Origin of the sequence: Flavobacterium aerium (genome assembly GCF_030766725.1) — a bacterium.
Classification (GTDB): domain Bacteria; phylum Bacteroidota; class Bacteroidia; order Flavobacteriales; family Flavobacteriaceae; genus Flavobacterium; species Flavobacterium aerium.
In genome coordinates, this window is sequence record NZ_JARQWR010000004.1 from 150,265 (window position 1) to 174,477 (window position 24,213).

The following is a 24,213-nucleotide window of genomic DNA, read 5'->3' on the forward strand; positions in this document are numbered from 1 at the left end:
TTTTGTATTATATATGGATAATTTCATCTTCAATGAGCAAGTCCTCTCCTCGTAATCGTAATACAACTTGAGCTACAGCGATTGTATCTTTTTCACAATAGGTGATGATACGATCAATATCTTTTTCTACATAATAAGTATGCCCTACTTGGCTACCATCAATATCATCTTTTGGCGACGGGATTCCCAAAATATTTGTTAGTAATTTGAGTGAAGTGAAATGTTTATAATCTCCAAATTTCCAAAGTTCAAGAGTATCAATATGTGCAATCTCCCAAGGTTTTTTCCCAAATAAATTCAATTTGTTGGGAATTGAAATTTGATTAATAATCATTCGTCTTGCGATATAAGGAAAATCAAATTCTTTAGCATTATGTCCACAAAGTAAATGCTGAGGTTGATTAAAATGATTGTTCAACAAATTTTTAAAATCATTCAGAATCTTTTTTTCTTCTCCAAAAAAAGAAGTCACTCTAAAATTCCGTATATCATTTTTAAGAATGAAATAACCGACGGAAATACAGATTATTTTTCCAAATTCAGCCCAAATTCCTGCACGTTCATAAAATTCTTCTGCAGTAAATTCATCTTTGCGTTGGTATTTTGATTTCTGATCCCACAATTCTTTTTTGGTATCATCCAATTGGTTAAAATCAATTTCTTCTGGAACAGTTTCAATATCTAAAAAAAGGATGTTGTCCAGTTTAATTTTTTCGATCATTCTCTAACATTTTGTACGTTTCATCTATATACTCATAAAAATCATCACTATGAGGTCTGGTTGTAGATTGATTTCCTTTCAAATGACCTAATCGAACAATAATTAATTCATCCTCAGGAATAACAATAACAAACTGTCCAAGATGTCCTCGCATATAGTATATTTTTTTGTTGTGATAATCACTCAACCACCAACCATATCCATATTCTGGAGCAGTAGGGAAACGCGGAGTAACCGATTTCTCCACAAAAGCAGAATCTAGTAATTGTTGACCATTCCATTTTCCATTTTGTTTGTATAATTTTCCAAAACGAGCAAAATCCCTAGCATTACTGGCAAAACAGCAGTATGCTTTTTCAATACCATCAGGATGATCAATTTGCCATAAGGCGTCATTTTCAGCGCCCATAGGTTGCCAGAATTTTTTAGCAACATAATCGGATAAATGTTCACCCGTTGCTTTCTCTATGACCATGGCGAGTAATTCGGTATTTCCACTAAGATATTTAAAGGCCTTTCCAGGCTCTTCAACCACTTTTAGACCCAAGATTACCTTTTTTAGATTACTATCAAAATAAGCACGTGTAGTAATTGAAAAAGGACTGTAATAAGCTTCATCCCAGTTTAATCCTGATGACATTGAGGATAAATCTCCAACCGTCATTCGGGCTGCCATTCCATCTTTATACTCAGGAAAGAAATCTGAAACAGGTTGATTTAAACTTTTAATTTTACCTTCCATAATGGCTTTTCCCATTGCCATGGAAACAATACTTTTGGCCATTGAAAAAGAATTAGATTTGGAATCCTTTGTATAACCATCAAAATATTGTTCATGCCAAATGCTATCATTTTTTATAATCAGGAAAGCAACCGATTTTAAATCTTTATGAATCTGTTCAAGTTTCGGAGTAGCGGGAACAGTATTGTAATTTTTATGAATAGCCCAAGGTTGCCCTACTGTGGCTTTAGGCAGTGTTCTATTATCAAATTCTTTATAATCCTCAAGGTATGCAGTGGTATGTCCTTTAAAGTAGACTGTTCGGACTGCTTTTAGGAGATAATCGATATTAAAAATGTACATTAATGCAATGACTACGGCTAAAATAATCACAAACCAGAGGAGGAATTTTTTTAAGAATTTCATATAAATTCGATATTGAGTTAATGTTTAAAATAAAGACTGTTGTAGGGAAGGAAATTCATGTTCGAGCAACCATTTTTTTCGCCAAAGACCACCGGCATACCCTGTTAAAGAACCATCAGATCCTATAACGCGATGGCAAGGAACAATAATCCATAAAGGATTTCTTCCATTGGCAGAAGCAACAGCTCTAATTGCTTTTGGATCCCCTAGTTTTTTGGAAAATTCCAGATATGATAATGTTTTACCAAAAGGGATTTCAAGTAATCCACGCCACACTTTTTGTTGGAATTCAGTTCCAGAAGGGTTCAGTTTCAAATCAAAATCATTTCTCTTTCCAGCAAAATAGTCATTGAGTTGGATAACAGCTTCTTGCAATACCAAAGGGATTTCATCAGAAAGAGGTGTTTCAGAATCATCTAACGCAGTGATTTTTGAAATACCAGATTCATCCCCTTCAATCGCTGTAATTCCTAATGGAGTTTTGATAAAAACTGTTTGCATATTCTAAAGATACTAAAATTATTGAAAAAGATAAAATGTTATTCATCCAGAAACATTAATGATTCGATTTGGTTTTTATTTTGGAAGAGATTCATTTATTCTTTTTAGAATGCGATTCTCAAATTTTTCTTTTTCGGTCTTATTTTCTGAATTATTAAAATCGTGATTAATTTCTTTCCATTGACCTAAAGCAAGCCCTTGATTTACGCTTACAAGAGCAAATGTTGTTTTTTGTTTTTCTATAGGACGTATCCAAGTATGTAAAATTTGATTTTCTTCAGGATAATAAAAATAGATATGATACCAATGTTCACTATTTGAAAATCGTCCATCTTTTAAACCTAGATATTCTGGCACATTGTATTTTGGATTATCTATTTTAAAATCTTCTATTGATTTGATTAAAATCGATTCAGATGCATTTATCTCATATTCTTCTGTATATGGGTAACTGCCTGGAGCAAAGTTTATTCCGAACCAAATAATTGTTGTAATGCTAATAAGTATTATGGATATAAATAACAGTTTGTATTTTTTCATAATTTTATTTTTTTGCTGAAATCTTATTTTCGAAGGATTGATTTTAAATCAAAATAACTTCTCTTTTCAGCAAAGTAATCATTGAGGTGCAAAGAGACTTGTTGTAATTCCTAAAGGAGTCTTAAAAATGAAATATTTTAAATATACTAAAATTATTGAAAAAGATAAAATAAGAACTCCGGGTTAAACATAAAAAAAACCATCCGATGGATGGTTTCATTTAATAAAGTAGTATAAAATGTTATTCAATAACTTTACCCTTAATAGTAAGTACTTTAGTCTCAGTATTAGTAGTAACAGTTACTGTTTTATTGAAAGCACCTGGAGCAGCAGCATTATAAGTAGCTGTTACACTTGCAGATTCTCCTGGTTTAACTGGTGTTTTAGTGTAGTTTGTAGCTGTACATCCACAAGAAGCTTTTACATTTGTGATTAATACAGTTTGATCTGTTGTGTTTTTGAATGTGAAATCATGAGAAACTGGTGTTCCTTTTTTGATATCACCAAAATCATGAGCTTCAGCCTTCCATGTAATTCCTACAGCAGCCAACAAAGATTCAGAAATAGAATTAGTTGCAGTTGAGAATGACATTAATAAGAATGAACCTAGAACTGTTAATAAAGATAATTTTAATGTTTTCATAAAAATGGGATTTTTTGGTTAATTAAATGGTTTGTTGATGTGCTCACTAAAAATGAACAAGACAAATATATCCCGCATTTAAGAAGGAAGTTGTTAAGTAGTTTGTAAGAATTGTTAATGACTTGTTAACAGGTTGTTTCATCACAATAATTATAGTAATATCGGGCTTAAATTAAGAAGTATACCTTGAGAATTAATCGATTAAATATTATCATCTTCATTGGATTGCTTGCAATTGTTGGGGTTCTCTCCATGCAATTAGTAATGCTCAACCAAGCCTATGTTTTTGAGAAAAAAGAATTTGGAGAAAAAATCCATTTTGCCTTACAAGATGTTGTTAATAAGATCAACAGAGATAATAAAACAGAATCACCAATATCAAATCCAATTCGGAAAATTTCGGATGATTACTATATTGTTAATGTAGACAATGTTTTTGAAGCAGAAGTATTAGAGTTTTATTTGAAAAATGAATTTCAGAAAGTAAAACTCAATATTGATTTTGAATATGCGATGTACAATTGTGCTTCGGATGAAATGGTTTATGGAAACTATATTTCGGCTTCCGATGATCAAGCTAAAAAATGCCAGAAATGCTTTTCTAAAAAAGCTGATCTAGTATATTATTTCGCCATCCGTTTCCCAGAATTAAAGTACAATTATATTAGTTCCTTACAGCAATGGTGGGCCTATACAGGGATTTTGGTTTTGGTATTGATTATTTATGTGTACTCTGTTATTTTGTTGCTAAAACAGAAAAAATACACGGAATTGCAGAATGATTTCATCAATAACATGACCCATGAATTCAAAACACCACTTACTTCCATTCTAATAGCATCCAATTATGTAGGGAAACAAGAGGAGATTTTGAAAAATCCAAAACTGAGTCAATACAACCAGATTATTGTAGATCAAAGTAATAAACTCAATCAACATATAGAAAAAGTATTGAATATTGCCAAAAGCGATTCACATACGATGACATTGGAAAAGAAGAAGTTCGATATGCTTGAAGCAATTGCTGCCGTTCGTGATAATATTCTATTGAAGTATAAGAATGAAGTAACGGTAAATTTAGATTGTGATAAAGACAGTTATTGGATAGAAGCAGATGAATTTCATTTCTCGAATGTGCTTTATAATCTGATTGATAATGCGATAAAATACAATGATAACTCCCCAGAAATAAATATTAAAATTAGGGAAAACGATAAATCAATATGTATTGAATGCATAGATAATGGAATAGGAGTAGAACCATCTGAAATAAGCGTTATTTTTGATAAATTCTATCGTATATCCAATGCAAAAAGAAACGAAGTAGGCGGTTTTGGATTGGGATTGTTTTATGTAAAAAAAATAGCCGACTTACACCATTGGAAAATTAGTATTAAAAATAATCAGCCAAATAAAGGGATTACAGTAACTTTAGCCATTCCAAAAAAATAAATAATGATACAGAAAAGCAAAATATTTTATGTTGAAGACGATGTAACATTAGCTTTTTTAACGACGGATTATTTAGAGCAATTTTACGATATATCCCATTATTCAGATGGTCGTGTTGCTCTTGAAAATTTCCATAAAGACAATTTTGATTTATGTATTCTCGATGTAATGCTTCCAAAAAAAGATGGATTTGAAATAGCAGAAGCAATTCGAGAAGAAAATAGTGAAATTCCGATTCTTTTTCTTTCAGCAAAAACCTTGAAAGAAGACCGAATACGAGGATTACGGTTAGGAGCCGATGATTATTTGGTGAAACCCTTTAGTTTAGAAGAATTGGTTTTAAAAATTGAAGTATTCTTAAAACGGACTAAGAAAGCCATAGTAAAACCACAAAATGATTATACAATAGGAGGATTTCATTTTTATCCCAATGATTATTCTTTGACAAAAGAAAATATCAAAATCAACTTAACAGAGCGGGAATCAGCCTTACTAAAATTATTTTTAGACAATAAAAATAGTGTACTAAAAAGAGAAAAAATTCTCACAGCACTGTGGGGAGACGATGATTATTTTATGGGTAGAAGTTTAGATGTTTTTATATCCCGTTTGCGTAAAGTACTCAAAGAAGAAGAAAACGTACGTATTGAAAACATCCCAAGAATAGGTTTTAAACTGGTTATAGAACAATAAAAAAGGCTTCATATTGAAGCCTTTTTTGTAAAGTATTATTTCAATTGACTATACATATAATCAGACAATGCCTGTAATTCTTCATCAGACATCATTTTTGTAATAGCAAAATTAGTTTTCATAATTTCATACTGCTCAGGCTTTACAATAGGCTCACCGTCTCCTTTTAGGAAAGCAGGAATATTTCCTTTTTTGTCTTTATAAATCTTTGCAATTTCGACTATACTTGGGCCGATTACTGTTTTGTCGGTTAAATGACAAGCGACACAATTACCTTTTCCTTCAAAGATTTCTTTCCCTTTATTCGCTAATGGGAAGGCAGCATCTGTTGGAGTCGATGTTGTTGGCTGTTCACTTTGTTCCGTAACAGTTTCGGGATATAAACTTTCCTTTTCAGGGGTTTCTTTTTTACAATTTGAAAAAAGAAACAAAAGGAATAAAGGCGAAATTTTGAAAAAAGACTTCATGTTTATTATAGGGAATAATGTGTATTAAAATAATTTGGCTGCATCTTTAGCAAAATAAGTAGCTATAATATCAGCACCTGCACGTTTGAAGGCGATTAATTGTTCCATCATAACTGCATCATGATCTAACCAACCTCTTTCGGCAGCAGCTTTAACCATTGCGTATTCACCACTTACTTGATAAACAGCAACAGGAACATCAACATCATTTTTGATTTCACGAACAATGTCAAGATAGCATAATCCTGGTTTAACCATAACGATATCTGCTCCCTCATCAATATCCATTTGAGTTTCACGAATGGCTTCAATACGATTACCAAAATCCATTTGGTATGTTTTTTTATCACCAAAACCTGGAGCAGAATCTAATGCATCACGGAAAGGACCGTAAAAAGCAGAAGCATATTTAGCACTATAACTCATGATTGCAGTATTGATAAGACCTTCATCCTCCAAAGCCTCACGAATTTCTAGAATACGACCATCCATCATATCACTTGGAGCAACAACATCTGCGCCAGCTAAGGCATGTGAAACACTCATTTCTGCCAATACCGCTACGCTTTCATCATTTAGAATAATACCATTCTCTACAATACCATCATGACCGTAAGAAGAATAAGGATCTAAAGCTACATCTGTCATAATAAGCATGTCTGGAATAGCATTCTTAACCGTTTTAACAGCACGTTGCATTAATCCATTTGGATTAATGGCCTCAGTGCCTTTATTATCTTTTAAGTTATCTGGAACTTTTACAAAAAGTAAAACCGATTTGATTCCAAGTTTCCACAATTCTTTTACTTCTTTCTCTAGGTTGTCCAAACTTAAACGAAAATAGTTTGGCATAGATGGAATTTCCTCTTTAATGCTTTTACCTTCGACAACAAATAATGGAGCAACAAAATCATTTGGTGTGATGATTGTTTCACGAACTAATGAACGAATTGCATCATTGGTTCTTAATCTTCTATTTCTTCTTAATGGGTACATATCTAATATTTATTAGAAACTTAATAATTCAGTTATGGAATTTTATTGTGATTTTAAGCGATCCAGTTGATTGGATTTTTTAAAACGTTTATTAATTTTTCTTCAACGCTGTCTTTTTCAGGATGATGATCGTAAACCCACTGTACATGGGGAGGTAAGCTCATTAGAATACTTTCAATGCGACCATTGGTTTTTAATCCAAAAAGAGTGCCTTTGTCGTGTACAAGATTGAATTCAACGTAACGACCACGACGAATTTCTTGCCATGTTCTGTTTTCAGGAGTAAAAGAAATCTCTTTTCTCTTTTCTACAATAGGAACATAAGCCTCTAGAAAACTGTTTCCAACCTCTGTAACGAAGTTATACCAATCTTCCATAGACATGGTTTCGGTTGCTTTACAGTGGTCAAAAAATAAACCACCTACACCACGAGCTTCTTCACGGTGTGCATTCCAGAAATATTCATCACACTGTTTTTTAAATGTGGAATAAAATTCTGGATTATGTTTGTCGCAAGCATTCTTGCAAGTTTGATGAAAATGGGTAGCATCTTCTTCAAACAAGTAATAGGGCGTTAAATCTTGTCCACCACCAAACCATTGTTGGACAATATTACCTTCTTTATCATACATTTCAAAATAACGCCAGTTTGCATGAACTGTGGGTACAAATGGACTTTTTGGATGAATAACCAAGCTTAATCCACAAGCAAAAAAATCAACATCATCTACATTGAAGTAGCTTTGCATCGCTTTAGGAAGCTCACCATGTACAGCAGAAATATTGACGCCGCCTTTTTCAAAAACAGCTCCATTTTCGATAACACGAGTTCTTCCGCCACCACCTTCTGCACGTTCCCACAAATCCTCTTGGAATTTTGCCTGACCGTCTGCAGCTTCTAAACCAGCTGTAATGATATCCTGAAGATTTTGAATGTATTTATAAAATTGCTCTTTCATTATAATTTTGCTTTTGCAGCATTGATTTTATTAAAAATGTCAAAAGAAAAGGTTTTACTCTCATCTTGGATATAGGTATAATACCCAATTGATTTCTCTAATAAAGACGTCTTTTGATCTTGAATTTTGCCAGAAAGACCGACTAGGAAATCAGCAAAATATTCTTGATTTTTCCAGTCCAGTTGAAACGGACTTAAGTGATTGGTTAAAGCGTTTACATCAAAATCAACCAGGTTTTGCATTGTTAAATTCAAGGCAGCCAGTTGTTTTTCGATATTTTTTCGATCCTCTTCACTCCATAAATCTGGAACAAAAACAATAGAAATCAATGTTGCTAGAACATTATTGATCTTTTCGTTTTCTTCGTCTCTTAATCCCTTATTTAACATGGTTGTATTCTTTTACAGCATCAACGAAAGCTCTGGCGTGATCTACCGGAATATTAGGTAAAATGCCATGTCCTAGATTGACAATATATTGGTCTTTTCCAAATTCATTAATCATTTGATGTACCATTTTTTTAATGGTTGCAGGAGGAGAAAGCAATCTTGATGGATCAAAGTTACCTTGTAGTGTAATGTTTCCGCCTGTTAAATAACGCGCATTACGAGGAGAACAAGTCCAATCTATTCCTAAAGCAGAAGCTTTACTTTGTGCCATTTCATTTAAAGCAAACCAACATCCTTTTCCAAAAACAATTACAGGAGTTACAGGAGCTAGTGCTTCTACGATCTGATTCATGTAATACCAAGAGAATTCTTGATAATCAACAGGAGATAACATACCACCCCAACTATCAAAAATCTGAACCGCATTTACTCCAGCAATTACTTTTTCTTTTAAATAAGCAATAGTTGTATCTGTGATTTTTTGTAGTAATACATGTGCAGCTTCTGGTTGTGAAAAACAGAATCCTTTTGCCATATCAAAGCTTTTTGATCCTTTTCCTTCTACAGCGTAACAAAAGATAGTCCATGGAGAACCAGCAAAACCAATTAGAGGAACTTCATCATTTAACTCTTGTTTGGTCATTTTGATAGCCTCCATTACATAACCTAATGTTTCGTGTATGTCTGGAACGATAACACGTTCTACATCTTGAATTGTACGGATTGGATTGGGTAACCACGGTCCTACATTTTCTTTCATTTCTACATCAATTCCCATTGCTTGTGGGATTACCAAAATATCAGAAAATAAAATAGCAGCATCAGGTTGTATAATACGAATAGGTTGTACTGTAATTTCTGTAGCCAGTTCAGGAGTTCTGCAACGTGTGAAAAAATCATATTTATCACGTAAAGCTCTAAATTCAGGTAAATATCTTCCCGCTTGACGCATCATCCATACTGGTGGTCTTTCGACAGTTTCCCCTTTTAGGGCTTTCAAAAATAAATCGTTCTTTATCATCTTTCTCTGTTAATGGATTAATTAGAAGGAGTAATCCCGGCTTCTAATCAACGTTTTTATTAAAATATTTTAGTGTTTGTATAATTACGTTTTCAACGGTAGGTTGATTAGCAAGTACTATATTTTCTGTTATTCCTTCTAGTGCAGATGCAGTGGTTGTACCAATGCAGATACACATTTCATTTGTAATCTGATTTTCTTTCAAATAACTATCAATTCCCGAGGGACTGTAAAACAGTATACCATCAAGGGACGGAGTTATTTTATGAGACGTTAAGTGTGTTTCATACACTGTTATTTCATTGAACGTAATATTACCATTGCGTAAAGCTTCAGGTAATGTATCTCTCCGAATATTTCCTGAAAAAAAGGTAAAGGTTGAGGTTGGATATTTTTTTACAATTACAGCGGCTAATTCTGAAGCATAATCTGTAAACTCAATGACCTGAAAACCTAATCTTTCTAGTAAATCCTTTGTTTTAATGCCTACGCAAAAGCAACTTTTATCCTTTAATGTTTCAAATCGCCCATTTTGTAAGACACTTTCCACCGCATTTTGACTGGTAAACAGCAGATAATCGTGGGTTATGTCAATTTCAAAAGGAACGGCTGTTGTGAGGATGAAATCTGCTTCAATAACAGTAAGACCAGCATTCAGCAAAAATTGCTTCTGATTAGACTTTAGTTTTTTAGTAGATAAAATTCTCATGCTTATTCTGTTCTTATTCTTTACTACAATAGTTAGAAATGTTTTTGTTTTCTCCAAAAACAACCAATATATCACCCTTCTCTAGTACTGTATCAGGAAAGGGAACACCAAGCGACTTTTTAACAATTGATTTTTTTCCTAATAAATTAGTTTTTTCACTTTTTCGGATAATCGTAATCACATTTAATCGATACTCATTAATCGTATCCAACTCATGAATGGTACGACCTACAAATTCATCTTTTACAACTAATTCTGTAATCGTGTAATTATTATCCAATTGATAATTTGACAACGACTTTTTAAAATTAATTTGTCTCGTCAATCGATCTGCTGATTCCTGTTCTGGATGTACAATATCAAAAATACCCATTGCTTCCAGTACGGTATCGTGGATAGGAGATAAAGCACGGCTAATGATTTTCGCATTTGTTAATTTCTTGATGATGGCAGTGGTAATAATAGCAGCACCTTCATTTTCTCCAATAGCCACAACAATAATTTCAGCATCCTTTAAAGGTAAAGCTTCATAAGCCAGTTCATTTGTGGAATCAAGGCAAATAGCATGCGAAATTTTATCTTTAACAAGATTAATTTTGTCGATTTTTTTATCAATTCCGATTACTTCATTACCAGTTTCTGTCAAGCTCAATGCCAATGACATACCGAAATTTCCTAAACCAAAAACGATTATTTTCATTGTATCAGGATTAGTTAATTAATATATTTTCTTTTGGATACTGATAAAATTGATGGTTCATTTGACGCATTAAACCAATCATTAAATTCAGCATCCCAATACGACCGACAAACATTACAATAATAATAGTGTATTTGCTTGGTTCTGTCATAAGCGGGGTAAAGTTCATACTTAATCCAACGGTGCTATAGGCTGAAAAGCATTCAAAAGCAACCGTTAATAAATCTGTTCCTTCTGGTTCAAAAACCAATAACATCATAATAGCAGAACCAATTACAATTAAGGAAATACAAATAATAGCAAAAGCTCTTTTTGTAGATTCACTTGAGATTTGTCGACCGCCGATTTCAATTTTATTTTTACCTCTTGCTACTGCAAAAATATTTAGGGTTGCTAGTGCAAACGTGCTTGTTTTTATACCACCTCCAGTTGAAGCAGGAGAAGCTCCTACCCACATTAGGAAAATCATGAATAAGATAGATGGGGCCGCCATTTCTTGAAAATTAACGGTTCCAAAACCAGCCGTTCTCGGAGTAACAGAATTAAATGCAGCTGTTGTTATTTTTCCAAATAGCGTAGTATGTTCTACTAAGGTATGATTATATTCTCCAATGTACATTACAATAAAACCTGACACTAATAGGATTATAGTAGTGTAAATGATGATTTTAGTATTCAATGTAATAATGCGCTCTCTGATTTCTAGTGGTTTGAGATGCATGATTTTCATACAACGTCTTTTGATGGATTCATAAAAATTATAAGCAATATTGTAGCCCAAACCTCCAAAGACAATCAAGCTCATAATAATCCATTGTAAACCATAGTCAAAGCGTACACTTTCTTCATGTAAATTATCTGAAAACGTTGAAAATCCAGCATTACAAAAAGCAGAAACAGAATGAAATATAGAAAAGAAAATCTTATCCGAGATTAATGTAATATGATCCGTTGTATAGTAAATAAATATTGCACCAATAAGCTCAACACTTAAAGTGAAGGTGACAACATTCATTGCTGTTTTTAGAACATCTTTCATACTATCTGATGCAATGAAATCCTTTACATTCAGACCTTCTTTGAAAGAGGAGCTCCCTTTGAAAAAGAAAGCAAAAAAAGAAGTGAAAGTCAATATCCCTAAACCACCCAATTGGATTAAAATTAAAATTATCGTTTGTCCTATAATAGTAAAATCATTGGCAGTATTCAATACATTTAGGCCAGTTACACACACGGCACTCGTTGCGGTGAATAATGCATCTGTAAAAGTTATACTATGTGTTGTTGCTTTAGGCAGCAGTAATAAGAATGCTCCAGAAAGTGTAATGACAAAAAAACTGCCCACAAACATAATCGCAGGATTGTAATATAATGCATAAATATACCGTACAATAACCATCAAACGAAGGAGAAAATAGAATAGTAATCCACCTTCAAGGATTGGTTTTATTGACTGTAATGTGTATAGATAATAAGAATCTTTATTCACGAGAGCAACAATTCCGGAAACAAAAAGTAAAGTCCCAACGATTACAATGTTACCGAGCGTGATGCGCTTCTTATGTTTTGTTTTATAGAAAAAATATTTAATGAGATTAAAACCAAGAAGAATAACGGTAAGGACAATAAGTCCAATTATTTTATGAGATTTATAAGAATCATTAACATTATATCCAAAATCAAAAACAAGAAAGAGGAGTAGCAATACATCGAAGAATCGATAAAAAGCATTCAATATAGATTCTTTTTTCATCGCAGTTTGTTATTATACGGTTCTCAGCGCTTGCATAATTTTATCACCGCCATTTTTTAAAACTTCAAGAGCAGCATTCTTTCCAAAATCCTTATAGTTACTGATTAATGTCTCTTTCTCAATGTAAATTTTTTCTTTTCCATCAATAGAAAAAAGACCTGCTTTTAATAATATCGTATTATCTTCAACAGTAGCAATTGCTCCTATTGGAGCCGTACATCCCCCTTCAAGCGTTTTTAAGAATTCACGTTCAATATGTGTACAGATTTCAGTTTCTTTATGATTAAGCTGTGCTAAAGCTTCTCTACAATAAGGATTGTTCTCCATAGCAACCACCATCATGGCGCCTTGAGCAGGAGCTGGAATCATCCAATCCAAATCAATATAATTTTCAGGTTTTAAGTCAATGCGCTCTAATCCTGCAGCGGCAAATATTGCACCACTCCAATCACTATCGGCTAATTTTTGTAAACGAGTATTTACATTACCACGCAAATCAACAGCCTGATGTGTTGGATATTGATGTAACCATTGGGCTTTTCTTCGTAAGCTACTTGTTGCTATAATACCAGTGTCATGAAGAAAATCAAGTTTGCCTTTATGGACTAAAATATCAAGAACACTAGCACGTTCTAATACGGCTGCCTGTACAATACCAATAGGTAATGCAGTAGGAACATCTTTCATAGAATGCACTGCAATATCAATATTACCCTGAATCATGGAAACATCTAAAGTCTTAGTGAAAATTCCAGTAATTCCAAATTCATACAAAGGCTTATCCAAGATAATATCACCAGTAGATTTTACGGCAATAACTTCTGTTTTATATCCTAAATCGTTTAATTTTTTTTCAACTGTATGAGCCTGCCATAAAGCTAATTGGCTATCACGAGTACCAATACGTATAATGTTATTCATTCCTTGCTGCTTCAATTTGGAATACTTTTTCTATCCATTGTATACTTTCATCCACCATTGTATCGCTATCTTTTAAATGATTAGCAAAATGAGTGGTGATTTTCTGAATAATTCTATTGCTAATAATCTCTGCCTGTTCTTCGTCAAAGTTAGAGATTTTTTTGCGTTGAAAATTTAATTCAGAATCTTTGATAATGTTTAGTTTTTCCTTCAAAGCATGTATTGTAGGAGCAAATTTTCTTCCATTCATCCAAGTTACAAATTCTTCTTTGATTTCATCAATGATAGCTTCTGCTGCGGGAATGTGTTTTTTTCTGTTTTCTAAAGTTTCATCGGTCATTTGAGCCAAATGATCCAAGTGAATTAAAGTAACCCCTTCTACATTCTTAACGTTTTCGTGAACGTTTTTTGGGATTGAAAGATCCAGAATTAGTAAAGGCTTATTTAAAGCTAAAATATCTTGGTCAATTGTAGGTGTTTGTGCACCAGTAGCCACTACCATGACGTCAGCTTTTTTAATTTCTAAAGGAAGTTCATCATAATCTTTAACCATCAAATCAAATTTACCGGCAATTTTTTCTGCCTTGTTTTTTGTTCTGTTGATTAAAGTGATTTGATCATTCTTCGTATGTTTTACAAGGTTTTCACAAGTATTACGACCTATTTTACCCGTTCCAAACAATAGAATGTTTTTGTTTTTTATATCCTCAACATTGTTTAAAATGTATTGTACTGAGGCAAAAGAAACAGAGGTAGCACCAGAGCTAATTTCCGTTTCATTTTTAACTTTTTTGCTAGCTTGAATTACAGCATTTACAAGACGCTCAATAAAAGTATTGGTAACGCCTACTGCTTTAGATTCAATAAAACTGTTTTTAATTTGACTAATAATTTCAAAATCACCTAGAATTTGACTGTCCAAACCAGTACCCACTCTAAACATATGATTGATAGCTTCATGATTTTTATAAACATAAGCTACCTTTTGAAAGTCTTCAATAGATCCTTGACTGTTTTCACACAACAATTTAATTAATTGAAATGGGTGTTGTGCAAAACCGTATATTTCAGTTCTGTTGCAGGTAGAAGTTACGATTAACGCATCGACACCTTCATTTTTAGCTTGTTCTAATAGCTGTATTTTAGCTTGTTCATTCAAGCTAAATTTTCCTCTAATCTCAGCATCCGCTTTTTTGTAACTCAATCCAACGGCATAGAAGTATTGATGCTTTGATAAGTTATGATTCTCCATATAATATACTTTTCCTAAAAGTTCAACAAAATTATCACTATAGGTTTTACTAAAGTAACGCTCAAAGGACTTTTTGTGTCGCTCTGAGATATTTTTGAATAAAAAGAGTTTAATCATTCCTTTTCTTGTAAATTTGTACTGAAATCAACTCTTTAGAAACATCTTGTTTGGAATCATTCTAAATAAAACAATGTGTTTTTTTGGAAAATAGTAAATAAAAAATACCGCTATGAGTTCTCAAGAAGAAATAAAAATTGAAGAAGATTTTATCCTGATTCGCTTTCAAAACGATGGAAATGAAACCCTACATTTTGAACGTGAGGTAAACAGTGGATTGATTCAATTTCACTTTGGAATAAAGGGAAAAGCTAAATTTATATTTAATCAAGGGCGTTATGCTTTAGAGCTAAAAGAAGAAATGTCACTCCTGTTGTATAATCCACAGAAAGAACTTCCGGTACATTTAGAAGTAGCTCCAAGTTCCTGGATGATTTCTGTTTTGATCTCAATAAAAAAATTCCATGCCCTGTTTTCTAACGAAGCAGATTATATCACTTTTTTAAGTGAAGACAATAAGGATAAGAAATACTATAATGACGCAAAAATTAGCCCTTCCATGTCAATAGTATTAAATCAGTTGTTTAATTTCAATATGCATCCCTCAATAAAAAATCTTTATTATAAAGGTAAAGGATATGAGTTATTAAGTTTGTACTTTAACCGAACGGAAGATTCAAATGCAGAGCAATGTCCATTTTTGGTCGATGAAGAGAATGTATTGAAAATCAGAAAAGCAAAAGATATTGTAATTGCAAATATGGCTGAGCCACCAGGGTTACAACAGTTGGCAGATGAGGTAGGTATTAATTTGAAAAAGCTAAAAATGGGCTTTAAGCAAATATATGGTGATTCTGTTTACAGTTTTTTATTCGATTATAAAATGGAATATGCAAGAAGGATGTTGGATTCTGGATCCTATAATGTGAATGAGGTGGGGTTAAGAATTGGATACAGTACATCCAGTCACTTTATTGCTGCCTTTAAAAAGAAATTTGGAACAACACCTAAAAAATATTTGATGGCATTGAATCCGAATACTTAAAATAAAAATGAATGAGATGGTGTGTGGTGCAGTGGAATATTAGAGATAATTTTATAAATAAAAACTAACGCTACTAGAAGTATAATATGGCCGATATTCAGATTCAATCGTATGCTGAGGTATACAAACAAGATGTTATAAAACTGATTTTAGAAATTCAAAATAAAGAATTTGATATTGGAATAGATCTTGAAGGCCAACCCGATTTAGAAGACATTCCAAACTTTTATCAAAAAGACAAAGGAGCTTTTTGGGTAGCTACGATCGATGAAGTAGTAATTGGAACTATTTCTTTATTGGATATCGGGTCAAATCAAGGAGCCTTAAGAAAGATGTTTGTAGGAGCAGGCTTTAGAGGAAAAGAATATGGTGTTGGTCAAGACCTATTAGATACGTTATTGGAATTTGCCTATCAAAAAGGCTATTCAGATCTCTTTTTAGGAACTACAGAAAAATTTATTGCAGCCCATCGATTTTATGAAAAAAATGGATTTAGTCTTCTTAATAAAGGAGATTTACCATCGAGTTTTCCATTGGTTAAAGTTGATACAAGATTTTATAAGTATAAGGTCGTTGGATATTAATTAATGGATTAATACAAGATAATGAATAAGGAGCGCCATTGGGTGCTCCTTTTATTTTTCAATATTCTATTTCTTTTCATTTATAGAGTAATTTAATAACATTAGAAACCATATCGGGATGCTTTTTGATGATAGCATAAAGTTAGGGTAATCATTTTTTTTCATTGAAGTATTATGTTTGTACTTGAAAAATACGCGGTATAACTCTATACTCGCGTTCTATTTTCATGTGCTGATTACAGGCTTTTCTGAATAATCCTTTGAAAGGAAATAAAAAATACGCTCAATAGATATTATGGTAAATAGTTATTGAGGTAAAGAATCTGAAGCGTTGAAACTTCAGTTGTGTGGTTGTTATTTTTTCAAACCGTCTGCGTCCTGCGGACGGTTTTCGTTTATAAAAGATGTGGAGCGATGTAATAATCGGGAGATTCAGCTAATTTAGATTAAATCTTAAGGGTTTTTTGGGAGTAATTATAAAGCTAAACCATTAATTTTGGAATCTTTGGGTTTATGTAACAAAAACAGAATTTGAGATGTTGTAGACTTTTGAGAACGAAGTTTTAATAGAAGGCTAAAAATAGTGAAGTATATATTTTACTGATACTAACATCGATAAAAAAAGAAATTCCTGTTTTTCTAAACTTTAAATAATGGTTACTTTTATAAAAAAATAAATTGCAATAATGAAAGGTGTATTGTTAGTAAATTTGGGTTCCCCTGAAAGCCCAGAACCAAAGGATGTTAAGCCGTATTTGGATGAATTTTTAATGGATGAAAGAGTAATAGATGTTCCTTATTTATTACGTGCTTTTTTAGTGAGAGGGATAATTTTAAGAAAAAGACCAGAGAAATCCGCAGCAGCTTACAAGAAAATTTGGACTGATGAAGGGTCGCCATTGATTGTTTTATCAAGAAAAATGTATGAAAAAGTCGAAAAAAAGGTAGATGTGCCGGTAGCATTATCAATGCGATATGGTAATCCATCTATTTTATCGGGACTTCAGGAATTAGCAGACAAAGGAGTGACAGAAGTATTACTATTTCCATTGTATCCACAACATGCTATGGCATCTACAGAGACGATTTTAGTATTAGCAGAAGAAATCAGAAAAAAGCAGTTCCCACAAATGAAATTCACAATTGTGCCTGCTTTCTACAATAAACCAGATTATATTAAAGATTTATCCAATTCAATTAAAAAAGCATTGGAAAATTTTGAATACGACCATTTGTTGTTCTCTTACCATGGAATACCAGAAAGACACGTAAGAAAAACAGATGTAACAAAATCACATTGTAAAATTGATGGATCTTGTTGTCAAACGGCATCACCGGCACATGAATTTTGCTATCGTCACCAATGTTACGAAACAACGAAACAAGTGGTAGAGTTATTAAATATACCAAAAGAAAAATACAGCCAAACATTCCAATCAAGATTAGCAGGAGATAAGTGGCTTACTCCTTATACTGATACGTCAATTAATTTAATGCCAAAACAAGGGATTAAAAAATTGGCAGTAGTTACCCCCGCTTTCGTAGCAGATTGTTTAGAAACCCTAGAGGAAATAGCAATGGAAGCAAACCATCAATTTAAAGAACATGGAGGTGAAGAATTTTTGGCGATTCCTTGTTTAAATGATAGTGATGAGTGGGTACAAACGGTTAGCAATTGGATCAATGATTGGGCACATGTCGAAATGGTTCATGCATAAATAATTAATGACTGATTCCTCCAACAGTTTAAAAACAGAAGATATTAAGACACTCTTGATACGGCAGGCTGTACCTGCTTCTATCGGGATACTTTTCATGTCGGTCAATATTTTGGTAGATACTATTTTTGTTGGTCAATGGATTGGATCCTTGGCGATTGCAGCAGTTACAGTAATATTACCTATTACATTTTTAATATCCTCTTTAGGAATGGCTGTTGGTATTGGAGGAAGCTCCATAATCTCAAGAGCATTAGGTTCCAATGACAAAGAAAAAGCATTATATACCTTTGGGAATCAGGTTTTAATGACATTAGTGTTGTCCCTTATCGTTTTAGTAATCGGATTGGTCTTTAAAACCGAAGTACTGTTGCTCTTTGGTGCCAATGGAAATATCATGGCTCCTGCCAATGAATTTTTTCTACCCATATTATTAGCAGGTCCATTTTTAGCATTAAGCATGATGGGAAGCAATGTAATTCGTGCAGAAGGGAAAGCGAAATTTTCTATGATTGCGATGATTGTCCCTGCTATTGTAAATATTGCTTTGGATATTATATTTATAAAACACTTAGGTTGGGGAATGTATGGAGCTGCTTTGGCTACTGCAATATCCTATTTTATGTGCTTCCTTTTTGTAGTCTGGTTTTTTATGTCAAAAAATAGCGAGCTGAAACTACAAGCGAAGCATTTTATTTATAAATCAGCGATTGTTAAAGAAATTACATCCTTAAGTTTTGTTACCTTTTCAAGACAAGGAGTTGTGAGTATTTTGGCAATTATCTTAAATCATACCCTGTATACTTATGGTGGAGAACATTCAGTGGCAGTATATGGTATTATTAGTAGAATGTTGATGTTTGCTTTATTTCCAATTTTGGGAATAACACATGGATTCTTACCCATTGCAGGATACAATTATGGTGCTAAAAATTATGACCGAGTAGTAGAGAGTATAAAAATAGCCATTAAATATGCGGGTATTTTATCCATCATTATTTTTGTTATCATTCTAATTTTAGCAAAACCCATAGTAGCCGTTTTTACAACAGATCCATTAGTTATTGCGGAAACACCAGATGCATTACGTTGGGTATTTGCGGCATCACCAGTTATTGCGGTACAGCTTATTGGAGCGGCCTATTTTCAGGCAGCCGGTAAAGCAATTCCGGCATTATTACTCACCTTAACGAAACAAGGATTTTTCTTAATTCCATTAGTGTTGATTTTGCCTAATTATTTCGGTATTTTTGGGGTATGGGTTGCATTTCCCATAGCCGATGTTTTATCGACTACGATTACAGCTATATTTTTAAAGAGAGAGATCAATACAAAACTTAAACAGCAATAAATGGAGTATTATAATTATATTAAATCGCTTCACCTGATTTTTGTGATCACCTGGTTTGCAGGCTTATTCTATATTGTTCGTTTGTTTGTATATCATGCAGAAGCAATGCAGAAACCCTCTCCAGAAAAAGAAATACTAATCAAACAATACCAGTTAATGACTTACCGATTATGGTATATCATTGCATGGCCATCGGCAGTATTAGCCAGTATATTTGCTTTTACTTTATTGTACTTAATGCCAGGTTATTTAGAGCAGGACTGGATGCAGGTCAAGCTAGGATTTGTGTTTCTACTGTTCTTATATCATGGAAAATGCCATCAAATTTTCCTTCAATTACAAAGAAACGAAGTGAAACATACTTCTAATTTCTTTAGATTATGGAATGAAGGAGCGACGATAATTCTTTTTGCCGTAGTATTTTTAGTAATTTTAAAAAATGCAATTAATTGGATTTTTGGTGTAATTGGGATTATAGCCTTTTGCATTATTATTATGCTTGGTTTCAAAATGTATAAAAGAATAAGGGAACGAAACGCCTCAAAAGATGTTTAAAAAAATTAAAATAAAACACGTGTCATTACGCGTAAGAATCTTCTTCTCGATGATTCTTATTACGTTAATAGCGTCTATTTTAATTGCATCCATATCGATTTATCAGTTTAGAAAAGAAGCCAAAGATTACCAACAAGAACGTCTGGAGCGTAAAGAAACGTCGATAAAAGAACACATCAATTATATTCTTTCTACCACAACATACCCTTTAACAACAGAGAATTTACCGCTTATTTTTAAGGATCGAATTTATGAATTATCAAACATTCATAACCTTGAAATTAATATCTATGACTTGAATGGAGTGCTGTTGAAATCGTCCAAAGCCTCTTTTTCAATCGATACGATTGCACCTCCAGTTTCCAATTTTATTCTGAAATTAATTCAATCCACTGCGGATAAACGATATGTAGATTTACGAATTATTGATGGCCAAAAATATAGATCATCCTATAGTTACATCAAAGATGTGAAATTCAAACCATTAGGGATTTTGAATCTTCCTAATATTGAAGATGATGGATTCTATGAAAGAGAATTAAAGAATTTCCTGATACGCTTAGGTCAGGTATATTTATTTATGTTGTTTTTTGCCATCGTAATGGCCTATTTCCTATCCAGTTATATTACACAATCCTTGAAAAATATTTCCGACCGAATTATTGAAACGCGACTGAATAAGAAAAACGAAAGGATAGAAGTAGAAGCAACCAGCAGGGAAATCAAGCTCTTGATTACGGCTTACAACAGCATGGTAGATAAGTTGGAAGAGAGTGCTGTTAAGCTTGCACAGGGACAACGAGAACAAGCATGGAGGGAAATGGCAAAGCAAGTAGCCCATGAGATTAAAAACCCTTTAACCCCAATGCGACTGACGGTTCAGAGTTTCCAACGAAAATTTGATCCGAATGATCCTGAGGTAAAACAAAAAATGAATGACTATTCGAAAACATTGATTCAGCAAATTGATACAATGAGCTCAGTAGCATCCGCATTTTCTAATTTTGCTTCGATGCCAGCGCAACAAAATGAAACATTGAATGTTGTAGTGGTGGTGCAATTGGCCTTAGAGATTTTTACAGAAGATTATATTCATTTTCATAGTGATGAAGCAGAAATCATTACAATCATGGATCGTACGCAATTAATCCGTGTCATTACAAACTTGGTTAAGAATGGAATTCAGGCCATTCCATTACATCAAATGGATAAAAGCATTCATGTTACAGTAGAACGAAAAGAAAACGATGTTTGTATTAAAGTAGAAGATAACGGTATCGGAATAGATTCAAGCCATGCCAGTATTGTTTTTGAACCAAAATTCACCACTAAAACCAGTGGTATGGGATTAGGTCTTGGAATAATAAAAAATATTATCGAAAATTATAAAGGAACAATTACATTTGAATCAGAACTTGGAAAAGGAACTATTTTTATAGTAAAACTCCCCATTATTAATCAATAATTAAAAATATATGAATTACGAAAACATTTTAATAACACAAGAAGGCGGTTTGGCGATTATTACAATTAATCGTCCTACTAAATTGAATGCTTTGAATAGAGCTACAATTGAAGAGCTACATTATGCTTTTAAAGGAGCGAATGAAGATAGATCAGTCAAAGTAATTATTGTAACAGGAAGTGGAGATAAAGCCTTTGTTGCAGGAGCTGATATTGCAGAATTTGCAGATTTTTCTGAAAGTGAAGGCGGTAAATTGGCAGCAAAAGGACAAGAATTATTATTTGACTTAGTTCAGAATTTATCTACACCTGTAATTGCTGCGGTAAATGGTTTTGCATTAGGTGGTGGATTAGAATTGGCTATGGCGTCACATTTCAGAATTGCATCAGACAATGCAAAAATGGGATTACCAGAAGTTTCACTAGGTGTGATTCCAGGATATGGAGGAACACAACGATTGCCACAATTGGTTGGTAAGGGACGTGCAATGGAAATGATTATGACAGCGGGAATGATTAACGCCGAAGAAGCGAAGAGTTACGGACTAGTAAACCATGTAGTGCCACAAGCAGAGTTACTAGACTTCTGTAAAGGAATTGCATCAAAAATAATGAGAAACTCACCGGTAGCAATTGCAAAAGCTATTGAAGCAGTAAATGCAAATTATGAAGACGGAGTAAACGGATTTAAAATGGAGATTAAAGCCTTTGGAAAATGCTTTGGTACTGAAGATTTTAAAGAAGGAACAACAGCTTTCTTAGAGAAAAGAAAAGCAGAATTTAAAGGATAAATAAAAAAGGCTGTCACGATTATCGGACAGCCTTTTTTACATTATAAAAGGATTATTTTTCACCATTCCATTCAGCATAAAACTGATTGAGGAAACCTTCCATATATTGATGTCTAGCCAAAGCAATTTTCTTTCCAGTTTCAGTATTCATTTTATCCTTTAGTAAAAGCAATTTTTCATAAAAATGAGTAATCGTGGGAGCAGTGCTCTTTTTATATTCTTCCTTGGTCATGCTAAGTTGAGGTTCTATACTAGGGTCGTAAATTGCACGATCTTTGAATCCACCGTAGTTAAAAGCACGAGCAATACCGATAGCACCGATAGCATCCAATCGATCAGCATCCTGAACAATATCTAATTCCTTAGAATTGAATTTTTTCTCAAAATTACCACCTTTGTAAGAGATGTTTTCAATGATTTTCACGACATGATCAATAGTTTCGGGAGCTGTATTTTCTTGTTCTAAAAATGCTCGAGCAACTCTTGGGCCAACCGTTTCATCCCCATTATGAAATTTGCTGTCTGCAATATCATGTAATAAAGCTCCAAGTTGAATGACAACAAGATCAATATCATGCTCTTCTTGAGCAATTAATAAGGCATTTTTGTAAACACGTTCAATGTGAAACCAATCGTGTCCACCTTCTGCATTCTGTAATTTTTCTTTAACAAAAGCAATACTTCTGTCAATAAGTGTGGATTGAGACATAATAATAAAGGTTTTGAATACGGATTCGATATGTTGTTTGAAAAAAAAATCCTTTCGATGTGAAGGAAAGGATTTCTTATGTTTTATTTTACAGCTGGTTCAACCCACTTGAAAATATGTGATTCCTTTGGAACAACAAGTCGTTCAGATATTTTTGCCATACGACCTGGAAGTTTCATTAAATAATCACGTGCTTTTTCCGCTTCGTCCGTTAGATTGGTCATTTTGTCAATTTCCCATTTAACATTTAATTTCTGCATGATATCAACATAATCATTAGCAGTATAAACACCAATGCGTTGAGCAGAATCAGAAAACTGTTCGAAAGCACTACTTATCTTTTGTCCAGACTCTCTTAAGAAGTGAGCAGGCATTACAATTTTTTGTTTCATCATGTATTGGAAAGCCAACATCATTTCACTTGGATCAACAGCAAAAATTTGACGAACGAACTCACTATAAGCATGGTGATGTCTCATTTCATCTCCAGCAATCATTTTACACATCTTAGAAAGATTGTTATTGCTGTGTTTTTTAGCCAATTGTGCCACTCTATTATGAGAAATATAAGTAGCTAATTCTTGGAAACTAGTGTAAACGAAGTTTTTGTATGGATCTCTTCCGGTACCAATATCAAAACCATCATTGATTAAATGCTGAGTCGTTTGTTCAATTTCTCTCATGTTTACTCGACCAGATAAATACAAGTATTTATTCAGTAAATCTCCATGACGATTTTCTTCACCAGTCCAGTTTCTAATCCATTTTGACCAGCCATTTCGTTCGACATTATCAATACCTTCAACATCCATTAACCATGATTCATAAGTTGGAAGTGCTTCTTCAGTAATTGTATCTCCTACTAGAGTTACCCAAAAATCATACGGTAATTCTTTAGCCAATTCTCTAAGTTCTTTAACTTCATCAAAAAATTCTTCACTTTCTGAATTAGGTAAGAAATCTGAGGGCTGCCAGATTTTTTCAACTGGGATTAAGAACTGATCGACAAAACTATCGACGTTCTTTTCTAGAAATTGCATAACTTCTAGACGAATGTTTTTAATAGACATAACTT

At 33.2% G+C, this 24,213-nt stretch carries 26 protein-coding genes; 9 read left to right on the forward strand and 17 right to left on the reverse strand.

Annotated elements, in window-relative coordinates; all coding sequences use genetic code 11:
- Positions 1-7: 7 nt before the first annotated feature.
- The 5 genes from P6733_RS07070 to P6733_RS07090 form a co-directional block, all read right to left on the reverse strand.
- Complete coding sequence (locus P6733_RS07070; RefSeq protein WP_306351368.1) at positions 8-721, reverse strand: 3'-5' exonuclease; 714 nt, start codon at positions 719-721, stop codon at positions 8-10.
- Positions 705-1,868: a serine hydrolase domain-containing protein gene (locus P6733_RS07075; protein ID WP_306351370.1), complete on the reverse strand. Its 1,164-nt coding sequence runs from the start codon at positions 1,866-1,868 to the stop codon at positions 705-707. Before P6733_RS07075 ends, P6733_RS07070 begins: the two co-directional genes overlap by 17 nt.
- 24 nt (positions 1,869-1,892) lie before the next feature.
- Positions 1,893-2,369, reverse strand: a complete 477-nt coding sequence (locus P6733_RS07080; protein ID WP_306351372.1) for a methylated-DNA--[protein]-cysteine S-methyltransferase — start codon at positions 2,367-2,369, stop codon at positions 1,893-1,895.
- 75 nt (positions 2,370-2,444) lie between these two features.
- Entirely contained in the window at positions 2,445-2,909 is a 465-nt protein-coding gene (locus P6733_RS07085; protein ID WP_306351374.1) for a hypothetical protein, read from the reverse strand.
- 241 nt (positions 2,910-3,150) lie between these two features.
- Positions 3,151-3,552 carry a DUF1573 domain-containing protein gene (locus P6733_RS07090; RefSeq protein WP_306351375.1) on the reverse strand — a complete coding sequence of 134 codons (402 nt, stop codon included), beginning with the start codon at positions 3,550-3,552 and terminating at the stop codon, positions 3,151-3,153.
- A 186-nt stretch (positions 3,553-3,738) separates the two neighbouring features.
- Between P6733_RS07090 and P6733_RS07095 the strand changes: the two genes are divergently transcribed.
- Positions 3,739-5,004, forward strand: a complete 1,266-nt coding sequence (locus P6733_RS07095) for a sensor histidine kinase (RefSeq protein WP_306351377.1) — start codon at positions 3,739-3,741, stop codon at positions 5,002-5,004.
- 6 nt (positions 5,005-5,010) lie between these two features.
- Positions 5,011-5,697, forward strand: coding sequence for a response regulator transcription factor (locus P6733_RS07100; RefSeq protein WP_306352111.1), 687 nt, complete (start codon positions 5,011-5,013; stop codon positions 5,695-5,697).
- 35 nt (positions 5,698-5,732) lie between these two features.
- Here P6733_RS07100 and P6733_RS07105 read toward each other — a convergent pair whose 3' ends face one another.
- The 10 genes from P6733_RS07105 to hemA are packed head-to-tail and all read right to left on the reverse strand — an operon-like array spanning position 5,733 to position 14,864.
- On the reverse strand, positions 5,733-6,164 hold the full coding sequence (locus P6733_RS07105) for a c-type cytochrome (RefSeq protein ID WP_306351379.1): 432 nt from the start codon (positions 6,162-6,164) through the stop codon (positions 5,733-5,735).
- A 24-nt stretch (positions 6,165-6,188) separates the two neighbouring features.
- On the reverse strand, positions 6,189-7,160 hold the full coding sequence (gene hemB, locus P6733_RS07110; RefSeq protein ID WP_306351381.1) for a porphobilinogen synthase: 972 nt from the start codon (positions 7,158-7,160) through the stop codon (positions 6,189-6,191).
- A 53-nt stretch (positions 7,161-7,213) separates the two neighbouring features.
- On the reverse strand, positions 7,214-8,119 hold the full coding sequence (hemF, locus tag P6733_RS07115; protein ID WP_306351383.1) for an oxygen-dependent coproporphyrinogen oxidase: 906 nt from the start codon (positions 8,117-8,119) through the stop codon (positions 7,214-7,216).
- Entirely contained in the window at positions 8,119-8,508 is a 390-nt protein-coding gene (locus tag P6733_RS07120) for a hypothetical protein (protein ID WP_306351384.1), read from the reverse strand. The genes hemF and P6733_RS07120 overlap by 1 nt, the downstream gene beginning before the upstream one ends.
- Positions 8,498-9,529: a uroporphyrinogen decarboxylase gene (gene hemE, locus P6733_RS07125; protein WP_306351386.1), complete on the reverse strand. Its 1,032-nt coding sequence runs from the start codon at positions 9,527-9,529 to the stop codon at positions 8,498-8,500. The genes P6733_RS07120 and hemE overlap by 11 nt, the downstream gene beginning before the upstream one ends.
- 43 nt (positions 9,530-9,572) lie before the next feature.
- Positions 9,573-10,238 carry a uroporphyrinogen-III synthase gene (locus P6733_RS07130; protein ID WP_306351388.1) on the reverse strand — a complete coding sequence of 222 codons (666 nt, stop codon included), beginning with the start codon at positions 10,236-10,238 and terminating at the stop codon, positions 9,573-9,575.
- 13 nt (positions 10,239-10,251) lie between these two features.
- Positions 10,252-10,938 (reverse strand): potassium channel family protein, encoded by a 687-nt coding sequence (locus P6733_RS07135; protein WP_306351390.1) that lies wholly within the window; start codon positions 10,936-10,938, stop codon positions 10,252-10,254.
- A gap of 10 nt (positions 10,939-10,948) precedes the next feature.
- On the reverse strand, positions 10,949-12,691 hold the full coding sequence (locus tag P6733_RS07140; RefSeq protein ID WP_306351391.1) for a TrkH family potassium uptake protein: 1,743 nt from the start codon (positions 12,689-12,691) through the stop codon (positions 10,949-10,951).
- A gap of 12 nt (positions 12,692-12,703) precedes the next feature.
- Positions 12,704-13,612 (reverse strand): hydroxymethylbilane synthase, encoded by a 909-nt coding sequence (gene hemC, locus P6733_RS07145; RefSeq protein WP_306351393.1) that lies wholly within the window; start codon positions 13,610-13,612, stop codon positions 12,704-12,706.
- Complete coding sequence (gene hemA / locus P6733_RS07150; RefSeq protein WP_306352113.1) at positions 13,605-14,864, reverse strand: glutamyl-tRNA reductase; 1,260 nt, start codon at positions 14,862-14,864, stop codon at positions 13,605-13,607. Before hemA ends, hemC begins: the two co-directional genes overlap by 8 nt.
- Positions 14,865-15,093: 229 nt before the next feature.
- Here hemA and P6733_RS07155 point away from each other — a divergent pair, with 229 nt between their 5' ends.
- From P6733_RS07155 to P6733_RS07185, 7 genes are all read left to right on the forward strand, one after another.
- Positions 15,094-15,966 carry an AraC family transcriptional regulator gene (locus P6733_RS07155; protein ID WP_306351395.1) on the forward strand — a complete coding sequence of 291 codons (873 nt, stop codon included), beginning with the start codon at positions 15,094-15,096 and terminating at the stop codon, positions 15,964-15,966.
- Positions 15,967-16,052: 86 nt separating this feature from the next.
- Positions 16,053-16,550 (forward strand): GNAT family N-acetyltransferase, encoded by a 498-nt coding sequence (locus P6733_RS07160; RefSeq protein ID WP_306351397.1) that lies wholly within the window; start codon positions 16,053-16,055, stop codon positions 16,548-16,550.
- A 686-nt stretch (positions 16,551-17,236) separates the two neighbouring features.
- The gene (gene hemH / locus P6733_RS07165; RefSeq protein WP_306351399.1) at positions 17,237-18,268 is read left to right on the forward strand and encodes a ferrochelatase; all 1,032 of its coding nucleotides are present in this window, start codon (positions 17,237-17,239) and stop codon (positions 18,266-18,268) included.
- A gap of 7 nt (positions 18,269-18,275) precedes the next feature.
- On the forward strand, positions 18,276-19,619 hold the full coding sequence (locus P6733_RS07170; protein WP_306351401.1) for an MATE family efflux transporter: 1,344 nt from the start codon (positions 18,276-18,278) through the stop codon (positions 19,617-19,619).
- Positions 19,620-20,174, forward strand: coding sequence for a CopD family protein (locus P6733_RS07175; RefSeq protein ID WP_306351403.1), 555 nt, complete (start codon positions 19,620-19,622; stop codon positions 20,172-20,174).
- A gap of 49 nt (positions 20,175-20,223) precedes the next feature.
- Complete coding sequence (locus P6733_RS07180; RefSeq protein ID WP_306352115.1) at positions 20,224-21,639, forward strand: sensor histidine kinase; 1,416 nt, start codon at positions 20,224-20,226, stop codon at positions 21,637-21,639.
- Positions 21,640-21,649: 10 nt separating this feature from the next.
- Entirely contained in the window at positions 21,650-22,429 is a 780-nt protein-coding gene (locus P6733_RS07185) for an enoyl-CoA hydratase/isomerase family protein (protein ID WP_306351405.1), read from the forward strand.
- Positions 22,430-22,481: 52 nt separating this feature from the next.
- On the opposite strand, the gene P6733_RS07190 is transcribed toward P6733_RS07185, so the two are convergent.
- Both P6733_RS07190 and P6733_RS07195 read right to left on the reverse strand, forming a co-directional pair.
- Positions 22,482-23,138, reverse strand: coding sequence for an HD domain-containing protein (locus P6733_RS07190; RefSeq protein ID WP_306351407.1), 657 nt, complete (start codon positions 23,136-23,138; stop codon positions 22,482-22,484).
- Positions 23,139-23,221: 83 nt separating this feature from the next.
- Positions 23,222-24,208 (reverse strand): acyl-ACP desaturase, encoded by a 987-nt coding sequence (locus P6733_RS07195; RefSeq protein WP_306351409.1) that lies wholly within the window; start codon positions 24,206-24,208, stop codon positions 23,222-23,224.
- Positions 24,209-24,213: the final 5 nt, after the last annotated feature.